We start from the raw sequence: 21,365 nt of genomic DNA, 5'->3' as shown, positions 1-21,365 counted from the left end.
GTCACTCGTTAGGCTCCTCGCGTGCCCGCGAAGAACGACGGTCCCGAGGCGGCCGGCCCCCAGAGCAGCAAGTCCGAGCAGACCCGTGCGCTGATCCTGGAGACCGCGATGCGGTTGTTCCAGGAGCGCGGGTACGACAAGACGACGATGCGGGCCATCGCCCAGGAGGCCGGGGTCTCCGTCGGCAACGCCTACTACTACTTCGAGGGCAAGGAGCACCTGATCCAGGGCTTCTACGACCGGATCGCCGCCGAGCACCAGGCGGTGGTCCGGGAGGTCCTGGACCGGGAGACCGACCTGGAGGCGCGGCTCGCGGGCGTGCTGACCGCGTGGCTGGACATCGCCCGGCCGTACCACGAGTTCGCGGTGCAGTTCTTCAAGAACGCCGCCGACCCCGACAGCCCGCTCAGCCCCTTCTCGCCGGAGAGCGAGCACGCGCGCGAGCAAGCCGTCGGCGTGCACCGGGAGGTGCTGGCCGGTTCGAAGTCCAAGGTGGCCCCCGAGCTGCGGGACGTGCTCCCGGAGCTGATGTGGCTGGCCCAGATGGGTCTGGTCCTGTACTGGATCTTCGACCGCACGGAGGGGCGGGAGCGCAGTTACCGGCTGGCGCGGCGGGGGGCCCGCCTGACCGCCCGCGGTGTCTCGCTGGCCCGGTTCCGGGTGCTGCGGCCCCTGGTCCTGGAGGTCCACGAGCTGTTCACGGACTTCCTGCCGGGGATGACGAAGGCCCTGCCGGACCCGGGGCGGGGGGGCCGGGAGGGCGAGTGATCACTTTCGGGTGAAGGCCCGGGAACAGGACGTCCGGGGTTCCGGCTGCCTACGATGATGCTCTCGACACCGGCCCACGGGAGGCACCTGATGTCCGCAGCAGCCGTCGAGCGGCCTCACGGGGACCGTCCGCTGATCGCGGAGGCCAACCGGCTCATGGAGCGGAACCCGGGCTACCGCGTCGAGATCATCGGAGGCCAGCTTCTCGTGTCCCCGCCCCCCGACGGCCCCCACAGCGTGGTCCTGACCGACCTGATGCTGCCCTTCCTCTCCGCGGGTCTCCACGGGGCCGAGTCGAACGTGGTCCAAGGAATCGGACTCTGGCTGCCGACGGGGGGCGAGGATTACGCGATCCCCGACCTCTCTCTGGTCGACGCCGACTACCAGGATCATCACGTCGAGAACAACTGCTACGACCCCGTCTGCTTCCGCCTTGTCCTGGAGGTCACGTCCAGCAACTACCGGGCCGACCTGCGTACCAAGGTCGGCGCTTACGCCGAGGCCAAGGTTCCTGTGTACGTCATCGTCGACCGGAAGCACGAGCGCGTGCACGTTCTCACGAACCCCGCCGGGGACACGTACGAGAGCCATCGTCCGCACGCCCCCGGCGAGGTCGTCACCCTCCCGGACGCCATCGGCGCCAAGGTCACCCTCGACGTCGAGCAGATCATCAAGGCCGGGCAGAGGAAGACCGACTGATCAGATCCAGGTCAGCCGCCACAGGCGGAACACGCCCGTGCCGTCCGACAGGTACTGGCCACCGCCCACGTCCTCGGTGCTGACCACGTACTCCTTGCGCTGCCAGAGCGGGATCAGCGGGACGTCCTCGGCCACGTCCGTCTGGATGTCCCTGAAGTCCTTCGCGGCCCGGGTGCGGTCGGCGTACTGCCGGCTGTCCAGGATGAGATGGTCGACCAGCTTGTTGCTGTACCCGGTGCTCATCGTGGAGCCGGTGCCGACGAGCGGGCCGCCGAAGGTGTCCGGGTCGGGGTAGTCGGCGACCCAGCCCACCGCCCAGGCGTCCATCTTCCCGGCGGCCCAGCGCTTCTGGAAGTCGGTCCACTCGTAGCCCTTGACGTCCACCTTGAACAGGCCGCCCGCCTCCAGCTGCCTCTTCAGCTCAGCGGACTCCTCCGCGCCCGCGCCCCGGCCGGTGCCGTAGCCGAGGGTGAAGCGGACCGGCAGGCTCACCCCGGCCTCGGTGAGGAGCCGGCGCGCGCTGTCGGTGCTCTGGCGCGGGTAGGTGTCGAAGAACGAGGTGGTGTGCCCGGTGATGCCCGTCGGGATCAGCGAGTACAGCGGGTCGACCGTGCCCTCGTACACCGTCGTGGCGAGCTGCTCGCGGTTGACCAGCCAGGCCATCGCCCGGCGCACCCGTACGTCGTGCAGCGGCGAGCCGGAGCGGGTGTTGAGGTACAGGTTGCGGGTCTCGGCGCTGTCGGACTCGGTGACCCGCTGCTCGGGGTCGCTCGGGTTCAGCCCGGAGAGCACGCCCGGCGGCAGGGTCCGGGTGGCCACGTCGACCTCCCGGCCCTTCCAGGCCCGGTCCAGCTTCGTGGAGTCGGCGTAGTAGCGCAGCTCGACCGGGCGGCCGACGCCGCTCAGGTACCCCTTGTAGTGCCGGTTCGGTGCGAGGTCGGCCTTCTGGTCCTTGGCGTACCCCGTCAGCGTGTACGGGCCGGTGCCGTCGACGGCGGTGCCCGTGCGCAGGGCGCCGGCCGGGTACTTGTCCTTGTCCACGATCGAGCCGGCGCCGGTGGCGACCTTCTGCGGGAAGGTGGCGTCGGCGGACGACAGGTGGAAGGTGACGGTGTGCTCGTCGTCGGCGGTCACCGAGGCGAGCGTGTCGAACAGGGACGCCGGGCCGACATCGGAGTTGATCTTCTTGACCCGGTCGAAGGAGTACTTCACGTCCTGCGCCGTCATGGCGCGCCCGCTCGGGAAGGTGATCCCGGAACGCAGGGTGCACCGGTACGCCCTGAGGCCGCTGCCCTCGAACGCGCAGCTCCGCGCCGCGTCCGGGACCGGCGTGACCCCGCCGGGCTCGAACGTCAGCAACGACTGGAACACGTTGCTGAACAGCGCCCAGGAACCGGCGTCGTAGGCGCCGGCCGGGTCGAGTGCGGTGACCGCGTCCGTCGTACCGACGGTGATGGTCTTGTCCTTGTCCTCCTGCGACTGCAACAGCCGCCAACCGCCGATCCCCACGACGGACAGCACGAGCAGCGTCACGAGAATCCGCATGCGAACAGATCGCATGGTGGTGCCCTCCCCAGGCCCGTCGGGGCCCTACCCCTGGCCGGCATGAATCGGCCACTCCCCTAAGTGGCGCGGCTCACCTAACCACACCGGTTTCACCGTGGGGAAGGGCTTTCTGACCAGTTGTGCAAGAACTTACCGAGGCGTGGTTTCCGCCCGGATTCACAGCTCTTCCACAGGCGTGGGAGCGGTTCCGCGCAAGTGGGTCGCGGCTCACGCGCGGGTGGCGGCCAGTTCGATCACCGTCACGTCCGACGGCGCCCCCACGCGCGTGGGCGGTCCCCAGGCGCCCGCGCCCCTGCTGACGTACAACTGCGTGTCGCCGTAGCGGTCCAGACCGGCGACCGTCGGGTTGGCCACGGCGGCGACGAGGCTGCCGGGCCAGAGCTGGCCGCCGTGGGTGTGGCCGGAGAGCTGGAGGTCGACGCCGTGGCGCACGGCCTCGTGGATCTGCACCGGCTGGTGGGCGAGCAGCACGCACGCGCGTGCCGGGTCCCGGTCGTCGAGCGCCCTGGCGAAGTCCGGGCCCTGGCCCTCGCTCTCGCCCTGGACGTCGTTGACGCCGGCCAGGTCGAAGTACGGCAGCTCGGTGCGGGCGTTCTGGAGCGGGTGCAGGCCGAGGTCGCGGACCTCTTCGATCCACTGCTCGGCGCCGGAGAAGTACTCGTGGTTGCCCGTGACGAAGTACGCGCCGTGGCGGGCGCTGAGCCGGGCGAGGGGGGCGGCGGCCGGGCCCAGGTCCTTGACGCTGCCGTCGACCAGGTCGCCGACGACCGCGATCAGGTCCGGCTGGGTGGCGTTGACCGTGTCGACGACCCGCTGCGCGAAGCCCCGGCCGAGGACGGGGCCGAGGTGGATGTCGCTGACGACGGCTATGCGGAAGCCGTGGGCTGCTCGCGGGAGCTTGGTGAGCGCTACGGTGACGTGTCTGACCCGGGGGCCCTTCAGGACTCCGTAGGTGCCGTGGCCGACTGTCGCCACGGCGGTGGTGGTGGCCGCGCCGGCGAGGAGGCGGGCGACGACGAGGCGCCGGGTCGGCCCCTGGGCACCCGGCACCCCGGTGACCGCCCCAGGGGACTCCGCCCCCTGACCCCCCACCACCCGACCCTGTCGGCCGAGAGGCGAGCCCACGGGGTCGGGGCTCGGGAGGTCGAGGGGCGAGCCCACGGGGTCGGGGCTCGCGTGGCCGGGAGGCGAAGACACGGGGTCCGGGCTCGGGCGGCCGGGAGGCGAAGACACGGGGTCCGGGCTCGGGCGGCCGGGAGGCGAAGACACGGGGTCCGGGCTCTGGAGGTCGGCACACGAAGCCACGGAATCCACGCCCGGCCGGTCGGAAGACGAGTCCGCGGGGTTCCCGCTCGGGTGGTCGGAAGACGAGCCCACGGAATCCACGCCCGGCCCACCAGAAGACGAGCCCCCAGAGTCCACCCTCGGCCGGTCGGAAGACGGGCCCACAGGGTCCCCGCCCTGCTGGCCGGAAGACCAGCCCGGTGGTGACGGCGTCGTGGGTGGGGTGCGGCGGGTGAGGAGGGGGCGTAGGGCCTCGGTCGCCAGGACTGCCAGGAGCAGGTACAGCGCCAGGGCCATCCACAGGAAGCCCGGCCAGGCCAGGGTGCGCTGGAGCCAGAAGGGGGCGCCCGAGCGTTCGGCGACCAGGGCTGCGACCGTGAGGACCGGGCCGGTGACGAACAGCGCGGTGCCGGCGCGGCGGGCCGGGCCCGGACCCCGCGTGGTGTCGCGGACCAGGCGCCGCCACACGTACCAGTGCAGGCCCGCCACGGCGGACAGGCCGGCCAGGGCGACGAGCGCGAGGACGATGACCACCCCGACCGGTCCCCCGCTATGAATTCCGGCGCAGTGCGCGCAGACCGCGCAACCCGAGGACCCCGATGACCGTCCCCAATACGAAGGAGACGACCGCCAGCAGCAGGTGCACCCAGAAGTACGCGGTCGGGTGACCGTCGTCGAAGGCGAGCCCGCTGCTGTCCTTGACCAGGTTCTTGACGAAAGTGACCCAGATGACCCAGGACCACACCCCGAAGGCGAGCAGGAACCAGGACACCGGGCGGCTGAGCTTCATGGGTCCAGTATCGCCGTCCCGTGTCCGGTTCCGTGCCGGGGGTGGGAGGCGGCGCGGGACTTCGCCGTCGGGTACGGGTACGTTCTCGGTCGTGCCCGCACCGAACACGACCGTCAGGCGATCCCTGCTGGTCACCTCCGCAACCCTGCTGTCCCTGTCCGTCACCGCGCCCGCCGCCCTCGCCGCGCCGACCCCCTCGACGAGCCCCACGGCCACGCCCCCGGCGCAGATGTCCACCGTGGGCGGCGCCCGGCTCGGCATGCCGGGCACGCAGGTCAACCTCGCCCCCGGCGTGCCGGTGCTGCCCAAGGACCTCACCGCCCGTTCCTGGATCGTCTCCGACGCCGAGTCCGGGGAGGTCCTCGCCGCGCACAACGCGCACTGGCGGCTGCCCCCGGCGAGCACGCTGAAGATGCTGTTCGCGGACACCGTGCTGCCCCGGTTCCCGCAGAGCACCGAGCACAAGGTGGCGGCGTCGGACCTCAGGGGCGTGGGCGTCGGCTCCAGCGTGGTCGGGATAAAGGAGGGCGCCACCTACTCCGTCCACGACCTGTGGCTCGGGGTCTTCCTGCGCTCGGGCAACGACGCCGTGCACGTGCTGTCCCAGATGAACGGCGGCATCGAGCAGACCGTGCGGGACATGCAGGACCACGCCGGGGAGCTCCAGGCGCTGGACACGAACGTGGTCTCGCCGGACGGCTACGACGCGCCGGGGCAGGTGTCGTCGGCGTACGACCTGTCGTTGTTCGCCCGTTCCGGGCTGCAGAAGAAGGACTTCCGCGACTACTGCTCGACGGTGAGCGCGACGTTCGGCTCCGCAGAGATCCGCAACACCAACCGGCTGCTGAGCGGCGACACCGACGTCCCCGTCTACCAGGGCATCGCGGGCGTGAAGAACGGCAACACCACGCACGCGGGCGCCACCTTCACCGGGGTCGCCGAGCGGAACGGCAAGGTGCTGCTGGTCACGGTGATGAACCCGGCCAAGCGCGAGCACAACGAGGTGTACAAGGAGACCGCGAAGCTGTTCGACTGGGGTTTCCAGGCCGTCGGCAAGGTCAACGCGGTGGGCGAGCTGGTGCCGCCGAGGAGCGCCTCCTCGGCGACCCCGCGGCCCGGCACCGGCACGGCCGCCGCCCAGGATCCGGCGCAGGGGTCGGGGCAGGCGGCCGGGAGCGGCGGCACGGGGTCGAAGCCCGTGGCGAGCGCGGCGGCCGGGTCGGGCTCCGGCGGGGCCGGGATCGCCCTGGCCGTCGCGGGCGGGCTGCTGGTGCTGCTCGGGGGCGGCGCGTTCCTGGTCAACCGCCGATGGCCGTTGCCGGACCTGATGCGCCGTCGCGCGCGTCCCTGAGCCCCGCCGCCTCCTTGCTCGGCGTCGCCGTCCAGGAGGCGCAGAACAGGACCAGTTTGGCCGTGAAGTTGATCCACAGCAGCAGTGCCACGGGGACGCCGAACGCGCCGTACATGCTCTTCGCGGCGACCCCCTGGATGTAGCCGCTGAGGAGCAGCTTCAGCAGTTCGAAGCCGACCGCGCCGAGCAGCGCGGCGACCAGCAGGCGGCGGCGCGGCGGCTCGGCCCCGGGCAGCAGGGTCAGGACGTAGAGCAGGACGAGGAAGTCGGCGAGCACGGCGACGGCGAACGCGGCGATCTGCAACAGGACGCTGCCCCAGCTGTGTTCGTCCAGGCCGATCTGCCGGGAGAGCAGGCCGACGGCGGCCGAGGCGAGGGTGGACGCGGCGAGGGTGACCAGCAGGGCGCCGCCGAAGCCGAGCAGGATGACGGCGTCCTTGGCCTTGGTGACGACCGGGTTCTCCTCGCGGTCCGGCAGCTCCCACACCGCGCGCAGGCAGTCCCGGACCTGGCCGACCCAGCCGATGCCCGTGAACAGCAGGACGGCGCCCGCGATGACGCCGACCGTGCCCGCGTTCTGCACCAGGGAGGTGAGGTCCAACTGGTCGGCGAGGCCCGGGAACTGGTCGGCGATCCGGTGCTCCACGGTCTTCTGGCGGGCCGGGCTGAGCGTGGCGGCGGTGATGGCGGCGGCCACGGTCAGCAGCGGGAACAGCGCCACGAAGCTGACGAACGTCATGGCGGCGGCGAGCCGGGCCCACTTCACCCGGTCCAGCCGCTCGTAGCAGCGCCACGCGTGCGTGAGCATCAGCCGGGTGACGATCGGCCCGATGCCGGGGAGCCTCTTCAGCCAGTCCATGGTGCGACTGTGCCCGTTGTCCGGGGGCGTGAACACCGCGTTTCTTCACCAGAACGGTCATATGCGGGCGATACGGTCAGTTGTCATGAAGGACGCCACCGCTCTGCCCCAGTCCCTGCTCGTCCTCGGCGGCACGTCCGAGATCGCGCTGGCCACCGCGCGCCGGCTGATCGCCCGCCGCACCCGCACGGTGTGGCTGGCGGGCCGCCCCTCCCCGGCCCTGGAGAACGCGGCCGGGAGTCTGCGCGCGCTCGGCGCGGACGTGCACACCGTCGCCTTCGACGCGCTCGATCCCGAGTCCCACGAGGACGCCCTCGGCAAGGTGTTCACCGGCGGGCCCGTCGACATGGTGCTGCTCGCCTTCGGCGTCCTCGGCGACCAGGCGCACGACGAGCGCGATCCGGTACGGGCCGTGCGGGTCGCCCAGACCAACTACACCGGGGCCGTCTCGGCCGGCCTGGTCGTCGGGCGTGCCCTGCAGAACCAGGGCCACGGCTCCCTCGTCGTGCTGTCCGCCGCCGCCGCCGAACGCGCCCGCCGCGACGACTTCATCTACGGCTCCAGCAAGGCCGGCCTCGACGTCTTCGCCCAGGGCCTCGGCGACGCCCTGTACGGCACCGGCGTCCACGTCATGGTCGTACGCCCCGGCCCGGTCCGGACGGGAAGGCCGGCCGACGGGGTGCCGGCACCGTTCGCCAGCACCCCGGAGGCGGTCGCCACGGCCATCGAACTGGGGCTGCGCCGCCGCTCGGAGACGGTGTGGGTGCCGGGCGCGCTCCGCCTGCTGATGGCGGCCCTGCGGCACGCACCCCGAGCGGTGCACCGCCGGCTGATGGCCTAGCGGCTGGCGATCGTGCCGCGTTCCACTTCCGTGTGGTCCGGCTGGGGCGGGACCACCGGACCCCCGAAGGTGTACTCGCGCAGCTTGCGCCAGACGCCGTCGGGGCCCTGCTCGTACAGCGCGAAGCCGGTGCACGGCCACTCGGCCTCGAACTCCGCCAGGTCCTCGAAGGCGCGGTCCATGGCCGCCTCGTCGATGCCGTGCGCGACGGTGACGTGCGGGTGGTACGGGAACTGCAGCTCGCGCGCCACCGGCCCGGAGGCGTCCCGGATGCGCTGCTGGAGCCAGGCGCACGCGTCGGCGCCCTGGACGACGCGCACGTAGACCACCGGCGACAGCGGCCGGAAGGTGCCGGTGCCGGACAGCCGCATCGGGAACGGCCGGCCCGAGGTGGCGACCTCGGCGAGGTGCGCGTCGACCGCCGGCAGGTCGGCCTCGTCCACCTCGGTCGGCGGCAGCAGCGTGACGTGCGTGGGGATGCCGTGAGCCGCGGCGTCGCCGAAGCCCGCGCGCCGCTCCTGGAGCAGGCTGCCGTGAGGCTCCGGGACCGCGATCGACACGCCGATCGTTACGGTCCCCACGTCGTCTCCTGTCGTCGCGTCTGTCGTCTTCTCGGCCGTCTCGTCCCGGCCGTCGGCTATCGACTGTACGGCCACGGATGTCCTTCGGGCAGGCGCGGCGGAAGTGATGTGCAGCGCTCTGCCCGCGCGGGCCCCGTGCGGTCGTACGCCTCAGTGCTTGGCGGGGAGGAAGCCCACGCGGTCGTACGCCTGCGCGAGGGTCTCGGCGGCGACGGCACGGGCCTTCTCCGCGCCCTTGGCGAGGACCGCGTCGAGCGTCTCGGAGTCGTCCAGGTACTGCTGGGTGCGCTCGCGGAACGGCGTGACGAACTCGACCATGATCTCGGCGAGGTCCGTCTTGAGCGCGCCGTACATCTTGCCCTCGTACGCCTGCTCCAGCTCCGCGACCGTCCTGCCGGTGAGCGTGGAGTAGATGGTGAGGAGGTTGGAGACGCCCGGCTTGTGCTCGGTGTCGTAGCGGATCACCGTGTCCGTGTCGGTGACGGCGCTCTTGACCTTCTTGGCCGTGGCCCTGGGCTCGTCGAGGAGGTTGATGAGGCCCTTCGGCGTGGACGCCGACTTGCTCATCTTGACCGTCGGGTCCTGGAGGTCGTAGATCTTCGCCGTCTCCTTGAGGATGTACGGCTTCGGGATCGTGAAGGTGTCGCCGAAGCGGCCGTTGAAGCGCTCGGCGAGGTCGCGGGTCAGCTCGATGTGCTGGCGCTGGTCCTCGCCGACGGGCACCTCGTTCGCCTGGTACAGCAGGATGTCCGCGACCTGGAGGATCGGGTACGTGAAGAGGCCGACGGAGGCGCGGTCGGCGCCCTGCTTGGCGGACTTGTCCTTGAACTGGGTCATGCGGCTGGCCTCGCCGAAGCCGGTGAGGCAGTTCATGATCCAGGCGAGCTGGGCGTGCTCGGGGACGTGGCTCTGCACGAAGAGCGTGCAGCGGTCCGGGTCCAGTCCGGCGGCCAGCAGCTGGGCGGCGGCGAGCCGGGTGTTGGCGCGCAGCTCCCTCGGGTCCTGCGGGACCGTGATCGCGTGCAGGTCGACGACCATGTAGAACGCGTCGTGGGACTCCTGGAGGGCCACCCACTGGCGGACGGCGCCGAGGTAGTTGCCGAGGTGGAACGAGCCGGCGGTGGGCTGGATGCCGGACAGCACGCGGGGACGGTCAGCGGAAGCCATGCTGCCCATTCTCTCATCGGCCGGGGTGTCGTCGGCCCGAGAGGTGGGGGTGGTGCGGTGCGCGGGGCACTGCGGACCGGTCCCGGCCGGTCGCGCAGTTCCCCGCGCCCCTTTCGGGGCGCTTCAGCCGAGGTCGACCTCCGGGTAGAGGGGGAAGCCCGCGACCAGGTCCGTCGCCCGCTGGGAGATCTCCTGGGCCACCTTCTCGTCCAGGACGTGGGCCGCCTTGGAGGGGGCGCCGGACTTGGTGGTGCCCGGCTCGGTGGTGGTCAGGACGCGGTCGATCAGGCCCGCCACCTCGTCCATCTCCGCCGTGCCGAGGCCGCGGGTGGTGAGCGCCGGGGTGCCGATGCGGATGCCGGAGGTGTACCAGGCGCCGTTCGGGTCGGCCGGGATGGCGTTGCGGTTGGTGACGATGCCGGAGTCGAGCAGGGCGGCCTCGGCCTGGCGGCCGGTGAGGCCGTAGGAGGTGGCGACGTCGATCAGGCACAGGTGGTTGTCGGTGCCGCCGGTGACGAGGGTGGCGCCGCGGCGCGTCAGGCCCTCGGCGAGGGCGCGGGAGTTGTCCACGATGCGCTGGGCGTAGTCCTGGAAGGCGGGCTGCCGGGCCTCGGCCAGGGCGACGGCCTTGGCGGCCATGACGTGCGGGAGCGGGCCGCCGAGGACCATCGGGCAGCCGCGGTCCACCTGGTCCTTGAGGGAGTCGTCGCACAGGACCATGCCGCCGCGCGGGCCGCGCAGCGACTTGTGGGTGGTCGTGGTGACGATCTGGGCGTGCGGAACCGGGTCGAAGTCGCCGGTGAGGACCTTGCCCGCGACCAGGCCGGCGAAGTGCGCCATGTCGACCATGAGGGTGGCGCCGACCTCGTCGGCGATCTCCCGCATGATCCGGAAGTTCACCAGGCGGGGGTAGGCGGAGTAGCCGGCGACGATGATCAGCGGCTTGAACTCGCGGGCCTGGGCGCGCAGGGCCTCGTAGTCGATCAGGCCGGTGGCCGGGTCGGTGCCGTAGGAGCGCTGGTCGAACATCTTGCCGGAGATGTTCGGGCGGAAGCCGTGGGTGAGGTGGCCGCCGGCGTCCAGGGACATGCCCAGCATGCGCTGGTTGCCGAAGGCCTGGCGGAGCTCGGCCCAGTCGGCCTCGGTCAGGTCGTTGACCTGGCGGGCGCCGGTCTTCTCCAGGAAGGGCGCCTCGACGCGGTCGGCGAGGACGGCCCAGAAGGCGACCAGGTTGGCGTCGATGCCGGAGTGCGGCTGGACGTAGGCGTGGCGGGCGCCGAAGAGTTCGCGGGCGTGTTCGGCGGCGAGGGACTCGACGGTGTCGACGTTGCGGCAGCCGGCGTAGAAGCGGCGCCCGACGGTGCCCTCGGCGTACTTGTCGCTGAACCAGTTGCCCATCGCGAGCAGGGTCGCCGGGGAGGCGTAGTTCTCCGAGGCGATCAGCTTGAGCATCTCGCGCTGGTCGGTGACCTCCTGGCCGATGGCGTCGGCGACGCGCGGCTCGACGGCGCGGATCACGTCGAGGGCGGCACGGAAGGCGGTCGACTCGGTGGAGGGGGAGACGGAATTCTCGGGCATCGGGGACCTCCGGACGGTGTACGTACAGCGTTCACGTTCGGCCCAGGCGCACGGCACTCTTCCCGCTCGGGCCGCTCCCTGATGGTCCGTCCCATCCCAGCGCGCCAGTCACGGCCCGCTCGTCAGCCTACCGGGCGCGCCGCGCGGGGCAGGTCCCGCGTCCACCATGCGAGCGAGGATAAGAAGGAGGTCACCGTCGAGTCCGAGCCGTCCCCGGGAGAGGCCGTGACCGCTGCGAAGGACCTCATCGCCGCCGCCGGAGCGCACTGCGCGCCCACCTACGACCCGCTGCCGGTGGTGATCGCCAAGGGCGAGGGCGCGTGGCTGACGGACGTGGCGGGACGGCGCTATCTGGATCTGCTGGCCGGCTACTCGGCGCTGAACTTCGGGCACGGCAACCGGCGGCTGGCCGAGGCGGCACGGCGCCAGCTGGACCGGGTGACGCTGACCTCCCGCGCCTTCCACCACGACCGGTTCGCCGCGTTCTGCGCACAGCTCGCCGAGCTGTGCGGGATGGAGATGGTGCTGCCCATGAACACGGGGGCGGAGGCGGTGGAGAGCGCGGTGAAGACGGCCCGGAAGTGGGGGTACCGGGTGAAGGGGGTGCCCGCGGAGACGGCGGAGATCGTCGTGGCGGGCGGCAACTTCCACGGCCGTACGACGACGGTCATCAGCTTCTCCACTGATCCGGAGGCCCGTGCGGACTTCGGGCCGTACACCCCGGGCTTCGAGATCGTGCCGTACGGGGACCTGGCCGCGATGCGGTCGGCGCTGACGGAGAACACGGTCGCGGTGCTGCTGGAGCCGGTCCAGGGCGAGTCGGGGGTGATCGTGCCGCCGGCCGGTTATCTGGCCGGGGTGCGGGAGCTGACCCGCGAGCGGAACGTCCTCTTCGTCGCCGACGAGATCCAGTCGGGCCTGGGGCGCACCGGGCGGACCTTCGCGTGCGAGCACGAGGGGGTGGTGCCGGACGTGTACCTGCTGGGCAAGGCGCTGGGCGGCGGGATCGTGCCGGTGTCGGCCGTGGTGTCGAGCGCGGCGGTGCTCGGGGTGTACCGGCCGGGCGAGCACGGGTCGACGTTCGGCGGGAACCCGCTGGCCTGCGCGGTGGCGCTGGAGGTGATCGCGATGCTGCGGACCGGTGAGTACCAGGAGCGGGCGGCGCGGCTGGGCGAGCGGCTGCACGGCCTGCTGGGCGGGCTGCCCGGCGCGGGCGGGGCGACGGCGGTGCGGGGGCGGGGGCTGTGGGCCGGGGTGGACGTGTCCCCGGCGGTGGGCACCGGGCGGGAAGTCTGCGAGCGGCTGCTGGCCCGTGGGGTCCTGGTCAAGGACACCCACGGGCCGACCGTCCGGATCGCGCCGCCGCTGGTGATCGGCGAGGAGGACCTGGACTGGGCGGTGGAACAGTTCCGGGCGGTGCTGGCCGGGGGCTGATCAGGGACGGGTCCGGTCGGGGACGCGGTCTCTCAGTGGAGCGGGAAGTCGGCGCCGTGCTCGTCGGCGGGCCGGGGTCCGAAGATGCGCCGGTCGGATTCCTCGATGGCCACGTCGTTGATGCTGGCCTCGCGGCGGAGCATCAGGCCGTGCTCGTCGAACTCCCACAGCTCGTTGCCGTAGGAGCGCCACCACTGGCCGCCGGCGTCGCGGCACTCGTACTGGAAGCGGACGGCGATGCGGTTGTCGTGGAAGCTCCACAGGCCCTTGCGCAGCGCGTAGTCCCGCTCGCGCTCCCACTTCTCGGTGAGGAAGGCGACGATCTCGTCGCGGCCGGTGACGAACCGGTCCCGGTTCCGCCAGACGGAGTCGGGGGTGTAGGCGAGGGCCACCCGGTGGGGGTCGCGGGTGTTCCAGGCGTCCTCGGCCGCCTGCACCTTCCGGCGGGCGGTCTCCAGGGTGAACGGCGGGTAGGGCGGGCGGTCTTCGGACACGGTGACCTCCTGGGGTCGGTGCGCGGGGGAGAACAGCGCCGGGGGGGTGCCGGGCCATGCCGGGGGATATCGAGAACGACCGTTCTCGATCGATGCGGCTACGATAGAGAACGCCCGTTCTCAACGTCAAGGAGCCACGATGCCCGCCGCCGTCACCGAGGAACAGAACCGCCTGGACCGCGCGGCGCTCCTGGACGCGGCGGAGACGCTGTTCTACGCGCACGGCATCCAGGCGGTCGGCATGGACCGGGTCCGCGAGGCCTGCGGACTGCCCCTGAAGCGGATCTACCGGCTCTTCGCGACCAAGGAGGACCTGGTCGTCGCCGTGCTCAGGCATCGCGACCGGCGCTGGCGAGCGGACCTCGCCGCCCACGTGGAGAGCGTCCCGGACCCCCGCGCACGGGTGCTCGCGGTCTTCGACTGGCTCGCCGCGTGGTTCGCCGAACCCGGCTTCCGCGGCTGCGCCTGGATCAACGCCCACGGCGAACTCGGCTCGTCGTCCGAGCCGGTCCTGGCGGAGGTCCGCGCCCACAAGCGGGCCTTCCACGACCAGCTGGCGGCCTGGGTCCGCGCCACCGGCGCCCCGGTCGCCGAACCGGTCTTCCTGCTCGCCGAGGGAGCCATCGTCACCGCGGCCGTCACCGGCGACCCGGCACCGGCGCGGCACGCACGGGCGGCGGTGGAGAGGCTGCTCGGGGACGCCCCCGCGAGCCCGGCCATCGCCACGGCCACCCGAAAATAGTAGCCATGGACATAGTAGCCATGTAATCTATTTCCATGAGCAAGGGTTCGCCGGGCCCCACGCCCGGTTTCCTGGTATGGCGGCTCGCCAACAAGTGGCGCGTCGCGGTCGATCGCGCGATGGCTCCGCTGGGCCTCACCCACGCGCAGTACTCACTGCTCGCGTCACTGCACGGCATGCAGCGCGCCGGCGAGCGGCCCAGTCAGCGCCGACTCGCCGACCACACCGGCCTGGAGGCGCTGTACGTCTCGAAGCTGGCTCGCGCCCTGGAGTCGGCCGGTCTGATAGAGCGCGCCCGTGATCCCCGCGACCCGCGCGCCGTGCAGCTCGCCCTCACCGAGCAGGGCCAGGCCGTCGTGCGGCAAGCCATCGTGGTGGTCCAGGAACTGCTTCAGCAGTTGCTGGAGCCGCTCGGCGGCCTCGACGCCCCGGCGACGCACGCGTTCACCGACCAGCTGACGACCCTGCTCGACGCACCTCTCGCTCCATCCGTACCGAACGACCAGAGCACTCAGGGGGCACCGTCATGACCACCACCGCATCCACCACCGAACCCGTCGCCAACGCCCGCGACCTCGCGCTGGCCCACTACGCCGCCCGCGGCGTCCTGGAGCACGTCCTGGCCCGGCACGGCATCACGTTCCAGCAGCAGATCGCCCTGCGCACCGCCCTCACCGCCGACACTCCGCAGACACCGGACGATCTCGTCGCCCGGATCCAGGCCTCCCTCAAGACCGATCCGGCCGGCATCCGTGCCGCTCTCGACGAACTGCTCGCCAAGCAACTGCTCGACACGGACGGCCCGCACCTTCGTCCCACGGACACAGGGCGCGAGCTGTTCGCCGCCGTCGGCGCGGAGACCGCCCCTGTCAGCGCCCGCATCTGGGGCGGAATACCCGCTGCCGACCTGACCGCCGCCGGCCGCGTCCTCGCCCTGGTCACCGAGCGCGCCAACGCGGAGCTCGCGGCGCTGACCGCCTGACCCCCCGACCGGTCCTGTGACTGACTCACTGGTCTGTCCGCCACGCGAGCGCCCGAGCAGGGCGGCCTTCAGCCGGAGCCGGCGTCGGCTTCGCAGGCGGCGTCGTGGTGGGCACGGGCGGTGGTGGAGTCCACGCTGACCAGCGACAAGTCCGTCGCAGGACACGGGCGACCGCACAGAATGATCGGAACCACATACAGGCCCTAGAGGATCACATGGGGCAGGAAGCGGGCGTACCCGTCGGTGACCAGGCCGGCGGACTCGCGGATGCCGAGGCCCGCGGGTTCGTCCCGGACCACCCAGGCGCCCAGGACCACGTGGTTGCCGTCGAAGGCGGGCAGGGGGGCCAGCTGCTGGTAGCAGCAGGCCTCGTCACGCACGACGCCCGGCGATCCCGGCGCGTGGACGGTGACGCCCTCGCCCTCGCGGCCGAGGAGGGGCTTGGCCACGTAGCCGGCCGTGCGGATCAGCTCGCGGGGGCCGTCCAGGTAGGCGGGCAGGAGGTTCGGGTGGCCGGGGTACAGCTCCCACAGGACCGCCAGGAGCGCCTTGTTGCTCAGGAGCATCTTCCAGGCCGGTTCGATCCACAGGGTGCTGCCGGTGCCGCCGCCGTTGTCCAGGGTGTCCAGGACGTGTCCGCCGAAGGCGTCGGTGGTGAGCCACTCCCAGGGGTAGAGCTTGAAGATGCCGCGGATGAAGCGGAGCCGGTTGTCGACGAAGCGGCCGGAGAGGCTGTCCCAGCCGATCTCCTCCATGGCCAGCCAGTCGGTGGCGAGGCCGGCCTGCTCGGCGGTCTCCTTCAGGTAGGCGACCGTCATCAGGTCCTCGCCGAGTTCGTCGGCCGAGGAGTGCGCGAAGTGCAGCGGGCTGCCCGGGGGCAGCAGCGCGGACTGGGCGCGCCAGGCGTCGACCAGGCGTTCGTGCAGGGAGTTCCACTGGTCCGCGCCGGGGAAACGGTCCTCCATCCAGAACCACTGCGGGGAGGCGGCCTCCACCAGCGAGGTCGGGGTGTCGGCGTTGTACTCCAGCAGCTTGGCCGGTCCCGTGCCGTCGTAGCGCAGGTCGAAACGGCCGTAGACGGAGGGGAGTTCGGCACGGCGGTGCCAGGCCTCGGCGACCGCGGCGGCCACCCGCGGGTCCGTGATGCCGAGGTCCGCGAAGCGGTTCTCGGACACGATGTGCCCGGCGGCGGCCAGGCACATGCGGTGCAGCTCCTCGACGGTCTCCTCCAGCGCCTCCACCTCCTCCAGGGTGAAGACGTAGTAGGCGCTCTCGTCCCAGTAGGGGCGCAGCGAGCCGTCGGGGTGGCGGGTGAGCGGGTAGACCAGGCCCTGCGCCTCCACGGTCTGCTGCCAGCCGGGGCGGGGGGTGGTGGTACGGCGTTCCATGCGCGTGTTCCGGTCAGCCGCCGGAGCCGCCCTTGCCACCGCCGAAACCGCCGCGGTGGACTCCGCCGCTTCCGCTGTGGTGGTCGTCGTCATCGTCGGACGAGCCGCCGCCCGAGCCCTTGCCGGGCTTGGTGAAGGAGCCGCCGTCGACCCAGCCGTTCTTCTCCTCGCCCTCGTAGTACCAGGCGGCGTCGGTCTTCTTCCTGACGGTCGTCTTCCCGCCCGTCTTCCTGCCCGCCGTCTTCCCGGAGGAGCCGGTGGTCTTGCAGTTCTTGTCCGGGACGACCTTGTACCCCTTGGCGAGGTTGTAGCTGTCCCGGTCGACGCAGCGCTTGTCCGGTTCGGACGAGCAGGCGGTGAGCGCGGCGGCCAGCAGGCCCACGCCGCCGAGGACGACCGTGCCGGAGCGCAGTGGTCGACGTGTGCGGTCCATCGTGTGTCTCCCCCGTCGGATGCGAATGCCGTGTTCGGCGGCCAGCCTAGAGATCGGTGTGAGTGTTCCCCCCGGTGGGTCTTTCATCTGCCCCTCCCCTAGAGTCACTTCGTGCTGTTTGGAATGGTGTGCGCCCTTGGTGCGGCGGTCTGCTTCGGTACGGCGACGGTGTTGCAGGCGGTGGCCGCGCGGGCGGCGGGCGCCGAGGGGGGTGGCGGGGACGCGGCGCTGCTGCTGCGGGCGCTGCGGCAGTGGCGGTACCTCGCCGGTCTCGCGCTGGACGGGCTGGGGTTCCTGCTCCAGATCGCGGCCCTGCGCTCGGTGCCGATCTACGCGGTGGGCGCCGCGCTGGCGGCCAGCCTCGCGGTGACGGCTGTGGTGGCGGCGCGGCTGCTGCGGGTCCGGCTGAGCGGGGTGGAGTGGGCCGCCGTGGGCGTGGTGTGCGCGGGGCTCGCGATGCTGGGGCTGGCCTCGGGCACCGAGGGCGACCGGGGCGGGCCGGACTGGCTGCGGTACGCCATGGTCGCGGCGGCGGTGGGCGTGCTGCTGCTCGGCGGGGTCGGCGGGCGCCTGTCCGGCCGGACCCGGGCGCTGCTGCTGGGGCTCGGCGCCGGGTTCGGGTTCGGGGTGGTGGAGGTCGCGGTACGGCTGATCGACTCGCTGCGGCCGGGGCATCTGCTGGGCAACCCCGCCGCCTACGCGCTGCTGCTCGGTGGCGGCGCCGCGTTCCTGCTGCTCACCTCGGCACTCCAGCGGGGCTCGGTGACGACCGCGACGGCCGGGATGGTGCTCGGCGAGACGATCGGGCCGGCCGCGGTGGGGGTGGTCTGGCTCGGGGACCGTACGCGGGAGGGGCTGGGGTGGCTCGCGGCGCTGGGCTTCGCGGTGGCCGTCGCGGGAGCGCTGGCGCTGGCACGGTTCGGGGAGGCCCCGGCGGAATAGGCGCGGCGCGCCTCGCGGGGCGGAGGCGGGGAACGCTGACGCCGGCGCTGCTCGGGGAGGCCCCGGCGGAGTAGGTGCCGTGCACCTCACAGGGCGGGGACGCTGACGCCCGCGCGGCTCGGAAAGACCCCGGCGGAGTAGGTGCCGTGCGCCTCACGGAGCGGAAGCGCTGACGCCCGCGCGCCTCGGAAAGACCCCGGCGGAGTAGGTGCCGTACGCCTCACGGAGCGGGGACGCTGACGCCCGCGCGGCTCGGAAAGGCCCCGGCGGAGTAGGTGCCGTGCGCCTCACAGGGCGGGGACGCTGACGCCCGCGCGCCTCGGGGAGGCCCCGGAGGGGTAGGCGCCGTGCGCCTCACGGGGGCGGGGGTCCGGTCCGTCCGGCGGGCACGGCCTGCGGGTGGCTGAGCGCGCAGTTCCCCGCGCCCCTGTTCCGCCTGCCCCTTCTCAAGGCAGTACCCGGCACAGCGCCTCCAGTGCTCCCGACCACGCGCTGTCCGGTGGGGTGCCGTAGCCCACGACCAGGGCGTCCAGGGGCTCGGTGACGGCCTCGGGGTGGCGGTGGTGGGTGAGGCCGTGCAGGGCCAGACCCTGCCATGCCGCGGCCTGGACCACCGACTCCTCCGTGCCGGGCGGGAGCCGCAGCACCGCGTGCAGGCCGGCCGCGATCCCCGTGACCTCCACCTCCGGTGCCCGCTCGGCGACGGCGGTGGCGAGGGCGTCGCGGCGGCGCCGGTAGCGCAGGCGGGAGGAGCGGACGTGGCGGTCGTACGCGCCGGAGGTGAGGAACTCCGCGAGGGTGAGCTGTTCCAGGACTCCGACGGTGTCGGCCTGGCCCTTGGCCCGCGCCGCCTCCGCGGCGAGGGCCGGCGGGAGCACCATCCAGCCCAGCCGCAGCCCGGGCGCGAGGGACTTGCTGGCCGTGCCGAGGTAGACGACCCGGTCGGGGGCGAGCCCCTGGAGGGCGCCGACGGGCTGGCGGTCGTAGCGGAACTCGCCGTCGTAGTCGTCCTCCAGGACCAGCCCGCCGGTGCGCCGGGCCCAGGCGACCACGGCGGCCCGCCGGTCGGGATGCAGGGCGGTGCCCATGGGGAACTGGTGCGCCGGGGTCAGCAGCACCGCGCCGGCGGTCCGCGGCACGACGGGATCGGTGCCCAGCGCGTCGTACGGCAGCGCGGGCGTGGCCATGCCCGCGCGGCGCAGCAGCCCCCAGTGGACGTCGAGGCCGTACGACTCCACGGCCACCGTCCGCACCCCGCGGGCCCGCAGCACCGTGCCGAGGAGGGCTAGGGCGTGCGAGAAACCCGCGGTGACCAGGATCGCGTCGGGGTCGGTGCGCACCCCGCGGGCGCGGGCGAGGTAGCCGACGAGGGCGGTGCGCAGTTCGGGGCGGCCGCGCGGGTCGCCGTAGCCGAGGGCGTGGAAGGGGGCCGTGGCCAGGGCCCGGCGGGTGGCCTTCAGCCACTCGGTGCGCGGGAAGGCGGCGAGGTCGGGGATGCCGGGGACGAGGTCGTGGAGCGGACGGGTGGGGGCGCGGTGGGAGGTCGCCGGGGCGGTGCCGGGGGGCCGTGCGGGGGCGGAGGGGGTGCGGGTGCCGGGGGGCGTGCCGGGTGCCACTCGGGTGCCGGAGCCCTGGCGGGCCGTGAGCCAGCCCTCCGCGACCAGGTCGGCGTAGGCCTCGGCGACGGTGTTGCGGGCGATGCCGAGGTCGGCGGCCAGGGAGCGGGAGGACGGCAGCCGGGTGCCGGGCGCGAGCCGGCCGGAGCGGACCGCGTCGCGCAGGGCGTCGGTCAGACCCCGGCGCAGGCCGCCCGAGCCCGGTTCGAGGTGCAGGTCGACGCCCAGAGTGGCCCATGATTCCGCCATGGAAATGGACCATACTCCTGGGCTGCCTCGCTCCTAGGGTCGAGGCATGACCACTGCACAGGAAACCGTCGCGTACGCCGCCGAAGAAGCCCCGCGCCTGCCCTGGACCGAGCACGCCCCCGACGTCTACAAGGCCATGGTCCGCCTGGACAGCGTCGCGAGGCGGGGACTGGACCCCAAGCTGTACGAGCTGGTGAAGATCCGCGCCTCGCAGCTCAACCACTGCGCGTTCTGCCTGGACATGCACACCAAGGACGCCCTCGCCGCCGGTGAGAGCGTCGAGCGGATCGTGCAGCTCAGCGCCTGGCAGGAGTCCCGGCACTTCTACACCGAGAAGGAACTGGCCGCGATCGAGCTGACCGAGGCCGTCACCGTGCTCACGGACGGCTTCGTGCCGGAGGAGGTGTACGAGCGGGCCGCCGGGCACTTCGAGGGGGCCGAGCTGGCCCAGCTCGTCGCCGCGATCACGGTGATCAACGCCTGGAACCGGTTCGGCGTGACCTTCCGGATGACCCCGGGCCACTACCAGCCCGGCCAGCACGGCTGAGCCGTGGCCCGGCGCGGGCCGGGGACGTGCCGGTGCCGGCGGCTGCGGGCCGGGGGCGCGCCGCGGGAGACCGCCGGCGGCCCGCCGGCCCGGCGCAGGTCAGGACAGCCACTTCTTCCACACGGCGGGGTGGCTGTCCACCCACTTCTGGGCCGCCTCCTGCGGGTCCAGCTTCTGTTCGGCGATCATCAGGGAGACCTCGTTCTGGTCCTCGGTGGTCCACCGGAACTTCTTCAGGAAGGCCGCGGCCTTCCCGCCGGACTTCGCGAAGCCGGCGTTGAGGTACTTCTGGAGCGGGGTGTGCGGGTAGGAGCAGGCCACCTCGGCCGCGTCCGCGTCGCAGCCCTCCTTGTACGGCGGCAGCTTCACCTCCGTCATCGGCACCTTCTCGAACAGCCACTGGGGCGAGTACCAGTAGGTCAGGAAGGGCTTCTTGTCCTTGGCGAACTGCTTCATCTGGGTGATCTGGGCCGCCTCGGAACCGGCGAAGACCACCTGGTAGTCCAGCTTCAGGTTCTTCACCAGCGCCTTGTCGTTGGTGACGTAGGACGGCGAGCCGTCCATCAGCTGGCCCTTGCCGCCGCTCTCCGCGGTGCGGAAGAGCGAGGCGTACTTGTTCAGGTTCCGCCAGTCGGTGATGTCCGGGTGCTCCTTGGCGAGGTACGTCGGCACGAACCAGCCGATGTGCCCGGTCACCCCGAGCCCGCCGCCGCGCACGATCGTCTTCTTGTCCTGGACGTACCGCTTCTCCTGGTCCGGGTGGCCCCAGTCCTCCAGGAGGGCGTCGACCCTGCCCTGGCTGAGCGCGTCCCAGGCGGGCACCTCGTCGATCTGGACGGTGTCCACGCGGTAGCCGAGCTTGTGCTGGAGGATGTACTGGGCGACGGCCGCGTCGGACTGCGCGCCCACCCAGGACTGCACCGACAGGGTGACCGACTTCGTGCCCCCGGCGTTCGCGAAGGGCGAGGCCTGCTTGGTCATGTCGGCGGCACCGCAGCCGGTCGCGGTCAGCAGCACCAGCGAGCCCACCAGGGCGGTCGTACGGCGTCGCATG

At 72.4% G+C, this 21,365-nt stretch carries 22 protein-coding genes, 1 pseudogene and 1 riboswitch; of the genes and pseudogenes, 10 read left to right on the top strand and 13 right to left on the bottom strand.

The features are described from left to right. The first annotated feature begins 21 nt into the window (after positions 1-21). The gene (locus ACZ5DC_RS14175; protein ID WP_468652502.1) at positions 22-768 is read left to right on the top strand and encodes a TetR/AcrR family transcriptional regulator; all 747 of its coding nucleotides are present in this window, start codon (positions 22-24) and stop codon (positions 766-768) included. Between the two features lie 90 nt (positions 769-858). Next, positions 859-1,467, top strand: a complete 609-nt coding sequence (locus ACZ5DC_RS14170) for a Uma2 family endonuclease (protein ID WP_468652500.1) — start codon at positions 859-861, stop codon at positions 1,465-1,467. Here ACZ5DC_RS14170 and ACZ5DC_RS14165 read toward each other — a convergent pair whose 3' ends face one another. The 3 genes from ACZ5DC_RS14165 to ACZ5DC_RS14155 all read right to left on the bottom strand — a co-directional run bounded on the left by ACZ5DC_RS14165 (position 1,468) and on the right by ACZ5DC_RS14155 (position 5,107). Further along, positions 1,468-3,012 carry an ABC transporter substrate-binding protein gene (locus ACZ5DC_RS14165; protein WP_468652498.1) on the bottom strand — a complete coding sequence of 515 codons (1,545 nt, stop codon included), beginning with the start codon at positions 3,010-3,012 and terminating at the stop codon, positions 1,468-1,470. Between the two features lie 228 nt (positions 3,013-3,240). Beyond that, positions 3,241-4,851 carry a metallophosphoesterase gene (locus ACZ5DC_RS14160; protein ID WP_468652496.1) on the bottom strand — a complete coding sequence of 537 codons (1,611 nt, stop codon included), beginning with the start codon at positions 4,849-4,851 and terminating at the stop codon, positions 3,241-3,243. A 16-nt stretch (positions 4,852-4,867) separates the two neighbouring features. After that, the gene (locus ACZ5DC_RS14155) at positions 4,868-5,107 is read right to left on the bottom strand and encodes an SCO4848 family membrane protein (protein WP_468652494.1); all 240 of its coding nucleotides are present in this window, start codon (positions 5,105-5,107) and stop codon (positions 4,868-4,870) included. Between the two features lie 91 nt (positions 5,108-5,198). Between ACZ5DC_RS14155 and ACZ5DC_RS14150 the strand changes: the two genes are divergently transcribed. Continuing rightward, entirely contained in the window at positions 5,199-6,458 is a 1,260-nt protein-coding gene (locus ACZ5DC_RS14150; RefSeq protein WP_468652492.1) for a D-alanyl-D-alanine carboxypeptidase family protein, read from the top strand. On the opposite strand, the gene ACZ5DC_RS14145 is transcribed toward ACZ5DC_RS14150, so the two are convergent. Continuing rightward, on the bottom strand, positions 6,406-7,317 hold the full coding sequence (locus tag ACZ5DC_RS14145; RefSeq protein WP_366748657.1) for a YihY/virulence factor BrkB family protein: 912 nt from the start codon (positions 7,315-7,317) through the stop codon (positions 6,406-6,408). The genes ACZ5DC_RS14150 and ACZ5DC_RS14145 overlap by 53 nt on opposite strands. Before the next feature lie 85 nt (positions 7,318-7,402). Here ACZ5DC_RS14145 and ACZ5DC_RS14140 point away from each other — a divergent pair, with 85 nt between their 5' ends. Next, positions 7,403-8,158 (top strand): SDR family NAD(P)-dependent oxidoreductase, encoded by a 756-nt coding sequence (locus tag ACZ5DC_RS14140; protein ID WP_468652490.1) that lies wholly within the window; start codon positions 7,403-7,405, stop codon positions 8,156-8,158. On the opposite strand, the gene ACZ5DC_RS14135 is transcribed toward ACZ5DC_RS14140, so the two are convergent. From ACZ5DC_RS14135 to ACZ5DC_RS14125, 3 genes are all read right to left on the bottom strand, one after another. Next, positions 8,155-8,739 carry a 2'-5' RNA ligase family protein gene (locus ACZ5DC_RS14135; RefSeq protein ID WP_468652488.1) on the bottom strand — a complete coding sequence of 195 codons (585 nt, stop codon included), beginning with the start codon at positions 8,737-8,739 and terminating at the stop codon, positions 8,155-8,157. The two genes, ACZ5DC_RS14140 and ACZ5DC_RS14135, sit on opposite strands and share 4 nt — an antisense overlap. Positions 8,740-8,889: 150 nt before the next feature. Beyond that, a complete protein-coding gene (gene trpS / locus ACZ5DC_RS14130) occupies positions 8,890-9,915 on the bottom strand; it encodes a tryptophan--tRNA ligase (protein ID WP_468652486.1) in 1,026 nt (341 codons plus the stop codon). Between the two features lie 114 nt (positions 9,916-10,029). After that, positions 10,030-11,484 (bottom strand): glycine hydroxymethyltransferase, encoded by a 1,455-nt coding sequence (locus tag ACZ5DC_RS14125; protein WP_468652484.1) that lies wholly within the window; start codon positions 11,482-11,484, stop codon positions 10,030-10,032. 33 nt (positions 11,485-11,517) lie between these two features. Beyond that, positions 11,518-11,606: riboswitch (ZMP/ZTP riboswitch) on the bottom strand. 103 nt (positions 11,607-11,709) lie between these two features. On the opposite strand from ACZ5DC_RS14125, the gene rocD reads away from it, so the two are divergent. Beyond that, positions 11,710-12,918, top strand: a complete 1,209-nt coding sequence (rocD, locus tag ACZ5DC_RS14120; RefSeq protein ID WP_468652482.1) for an ornithine--oxo-acid transaminase — start codon at positions 11,710-11,712, stop codon at positions 12,916-12,918. A 32-nt stretch (positions 12,919-12,950) separates the two neighbouring features. Here the strand turns inward: rocD and ACZ5DC_RS14115 are convergent, their stop codons facing one another. Beyond that, positions 12,951-13,412, bottom strand: a complete 462-nt coding sequence (locus ACZ5DC_RS14115; RefSeq protein WP_468652480.1) for a nuclear transport factor 2 family protein — start codon at positions 13,410-13,412, stop codon at positions 12,951-12,953. Positions 13,413-13,551: 139 nt separating this feature from the next. Here ACZ5DC_RS14115 and ACZ5DC_RS14110 point away from each other — a divergent pair, with 139 nt between their 5' ends. From ACZ5DC_RS14110 to ACZ5DC_RS14100, 3 genes are read left to right on the top strand one after another with little or no spacing between them, the layout of a single operon-like run. Then, positions 13,552-14,154: a TetR/AcrR family transcriptional regulator gene (locus ACZ5DC_RS14110; RefSeq protein WP_468652478.1), complete on the top strand. Its 603-nt coding sequence runs from the start codon at positions 13,552-13,554 to the stop codon at positions 14,152-14,154. A 35-nt stretch (positions 14,155-14,189) separates the two neighbouring features. After that, complete coding sequence (locus ACZ5DC_RS14105) at positions 14,190-14,684, top strand: MarR family winged helix-turn-helix transcriptional regulator (RefSeq protein ID WP_468652476.1); 495 nt, start codon at positions 14,190-14,192, stop codon at positions 14,682-14,684. Continuing rightward, entirely contained in the window at positions 14,681-15,136 is a 456-nt protein-coding gene (locus tag ACZ5DC_RS14100) for a MarR family transcriptional regulator (RefSeq protein ID WP_468652474.1), read from the top strand. The genes ACZ5DC_RS14105 and ACZ5DC_RS14100 overlap by 4 nt, the downstream gene beginning before the upstream one ends. Before the next feature lie 24 nt (positions 15,137-15,160). Here the strand turns inward: ACZ5DC_RS14100 and ACZ5DC_RS14095 are convergent. The 3 genes and pseudogenes from ACZ5DC_RS14095 to ACZ5DC_RS14085 form a co-directional block, all read right to left on the bottom strand. After that, a pseudogene (locus ACZ5DC_RS14095) lies at positions 15,161-15,291 on the bottom strand (IS5/IS1182 family transposase); the annotation flags it as partial. A 48-nt stretch (positions 15,292-15,339) separates the two neighbouring features. Beyond that, on the bottom strand, positions 15,340-16,524 hold the full coding sequence (locus tag ACZ5DC_RS14090) for a glutathionylspermidine synthase family protein (RefSeq protein WP_468652472.1): 1,185 nt from the start codon (positions 16,522-16,524) through the stop codon (positions 15,340-15,342). A gap of 13 nt (positions 16,525-16,537) precedes the next feature. After that, positions 16,538-16,957 carry a hypothetical protein gene (locus ACZ5DC_RS14085; RefSeq protein WP_468652470.1) on the bottom strand — a complete coding sequence of 140 codons (420 nt, stop codon included), beginning with the start codon at positions 16,955-16,957 and terminating at the stop codon, positions 16,538-16,540. 123 nt (positions 16,958-17,080) lie between these two features. On the opposite strand from ACZ5DC_RS14085, the gene ACZ5DC_RS14080 reads away from it, so the two are divergent. Continuing rightward, a complete protein-coding gene (locus ACZ5DC_RS14080; RefSeq protein ID WP_468652802.1) occupies positions 17,081-17,899 on the top strand; it encodes a hypothetical protein in 819 nt (272 codons plus the stop codon). Between the two features lie 446 nt (positions 17,900-18,345). Here ACZ5DC_RS14080 and pdxR read toward each other — a convergent pair whose 3' ends face one another. Further along, complete coding sequence (gene pdxR, locus ACZ5DC_RS14075; protein ID WP_468652468.1) at positions 18,346-19,764, bottom strand: MocR-like pyridoxine biosynthesis transcription factor PdxR; 1,419 nt, start codon at positions 19,762-19,764, stop codon at positions 18,346-18,348. 46 nt (positions 19,765-19,810) lie between these two features. Here pdxR and ACZ5DC_RS14070 point away from each other — a divergent pair, with 46 nt between their 5' ends. Continuing rightward, on the top strand, positions 19,811-20,311 hold the full coding sequence (locus ACZ5DC_RS14070; RefSeq protein ID WP_468652466.1) for a carboxymuconolactone decarboxylase family protein: 501 nt from the start codon (positions 19,811-19,813) through the stop codon (positions 20,309-20,311). Positions 20,312-20,410: 99 nt separating this feature from the next. Here ACZ5DC_RS14070 and ACZ5DC_RS14065 read toward each other — a convergent pair whose 3' ends face one another. After that, the gene (locus ACZ5DC_RS14065; RefSeq protein WP_366748644.1) at positions 20,411-21,364 is read right to left on the bottom strand and encodes an ABC transporter substrate-binding protein; all 954 of its coding nucleotides are present in this window, start codon (positions 21,362-21,364) and stop codon (positions 20,411-20,413) included. Position 21,365: the final 1 nt, after the last annotated feature.

The sequence above is a fragment of the Streptomyces sp. NPDC031445 genome (genome assembly GCF_055581365.1).
This window is presented reverse-complemented; position numbering and strand designations above follow the sequence as displayed.

What these genes read in the sequence shown, in the direction of transcription:
- ACZ5DC_RS14125 (WP_468652484.1), bottom strand. Translation starts at nt 11,484, where the DNA reads ATGCCCGAGAATTCCGTCTCCCCCTCCACCGAGTCGACCGCCTTCCGT.
- ACZ5DC_RS14155 (WP_468652494.1), bottom strand. Translation starts at nt 5,107, where the DNA reads ATGAAGCTCAGCCGCCCGGTGTCCTGGTTCCTGCTCGCCTTCGGGGTG.
- ACZ5DC_RS14090 (WP_468652472.1), bottom strand. Translation starts at nt 16,524, where the DNA reads ATGGAACGCCGTACCACCACCCCCCGCCCCGGCTGGCAGCAGACCGTG.
- ACZ5DC_RS14080 (WP_468652802.1), top strand. Translation starts at nt 17,081, where the DNA reads ATGGTGTGCGCCCTTGGTGCGGCGGTCTGCTTCGGTACGGCGACGGTG.
- ACZ5DC_RS14170 (WP_468652500.1), top strand. Translation starts at nt 859, where the DNA reads ATGTCCGCAGCAGCCGTCGAGCGGCCTCACGGGGACCGTCCGCTGATC.
- ACZ5DC_RS14145 (WP_366748657.1), bottom strand. Translation starts at nt 7,317, where the DNA reads ATGGACTGGCTGAAGAGGCTCCCCGGCATCGGGCCGATCGTCACCCGG.
- ACZ5DC_RS14100 (WP_468652474.1), top strand. Translation starts at nt 14,681, where the DNA reads ATGACCACCACCGCATCCACCACCGAACCCGTCGCCAACGCCCGCGAC.
- ACZ5DC_RS14140 (WP_468652490.1), top strand. Translation starts at nt 7,403, where the DNA reads ATGAAGGACGCCACCGCTCTGCCCCAGTCCCTGCTCGTCCTCGGCGGC.
- ACZ5DC_RS14105 (WP_468652476.1), top strand. Translation starts at nt 14,190, where the DNA reads ATGAGCAAGGGTTCGCCGGGCCCCACGCCCGGTTTCCTGGTATGGCGG.
- ACZ5DC_RS14165 (WP_468652498.1), bottom strand. Translation starts at nt 3,012, where the DNA reads ATGCGGATTCTCGTGACGCTGCTCGTGCTGTCCGTCGTGGGGATCGGC.
- trpS (WP_468652486.1), bottom strand. Translation starts at nt 9,915, where the DNA reads ATGGGCAGCATGGCTTCCGCTGACCGTCCCCGCGTGCTGTCCGGCATC.
- ACZ5DC_RS14085 (WP_468652470.1), bottom strand. Translation starts at nt 16,957, where the DNA reads ATGGACCGCACACGTCGACCACTGCGCTCCGGCACGGTCGTCCTCGGC.
- ACZ5DC_RS14065 (WP_366748644.1), bottom strand. Translation starts at nt 21,364, where the DNA reads ATGCGACGCCGTACGACCGCCCTGGTGGGCTCGCTGGTGCTGCTGACC.
- ACZ5DC_RS14070 (WP_468652466.1), top strand. Translation starts at nt 19,811, where the DNA reads ATGACCACTGCACAGGAAACCGTCGCGTACGCCGCCGAAGAAGCCCCG.
- ACZ5DC_RS14110 (WP_468652478.1), top strand. Translation starts at nt 13,552, where the DNA reads ATGCCCGCCGCCGTCACCGAGGAACAGAACCGCCTGGACCGCGCGGCG.
- pdxR (WP_468652468.1), bottom strand. Translation starts at nt 19,764, where the DNA reads ATGGCGGAATCATGGGCCACTCTGGGCGTCGACCTGCACCTCGAACCG.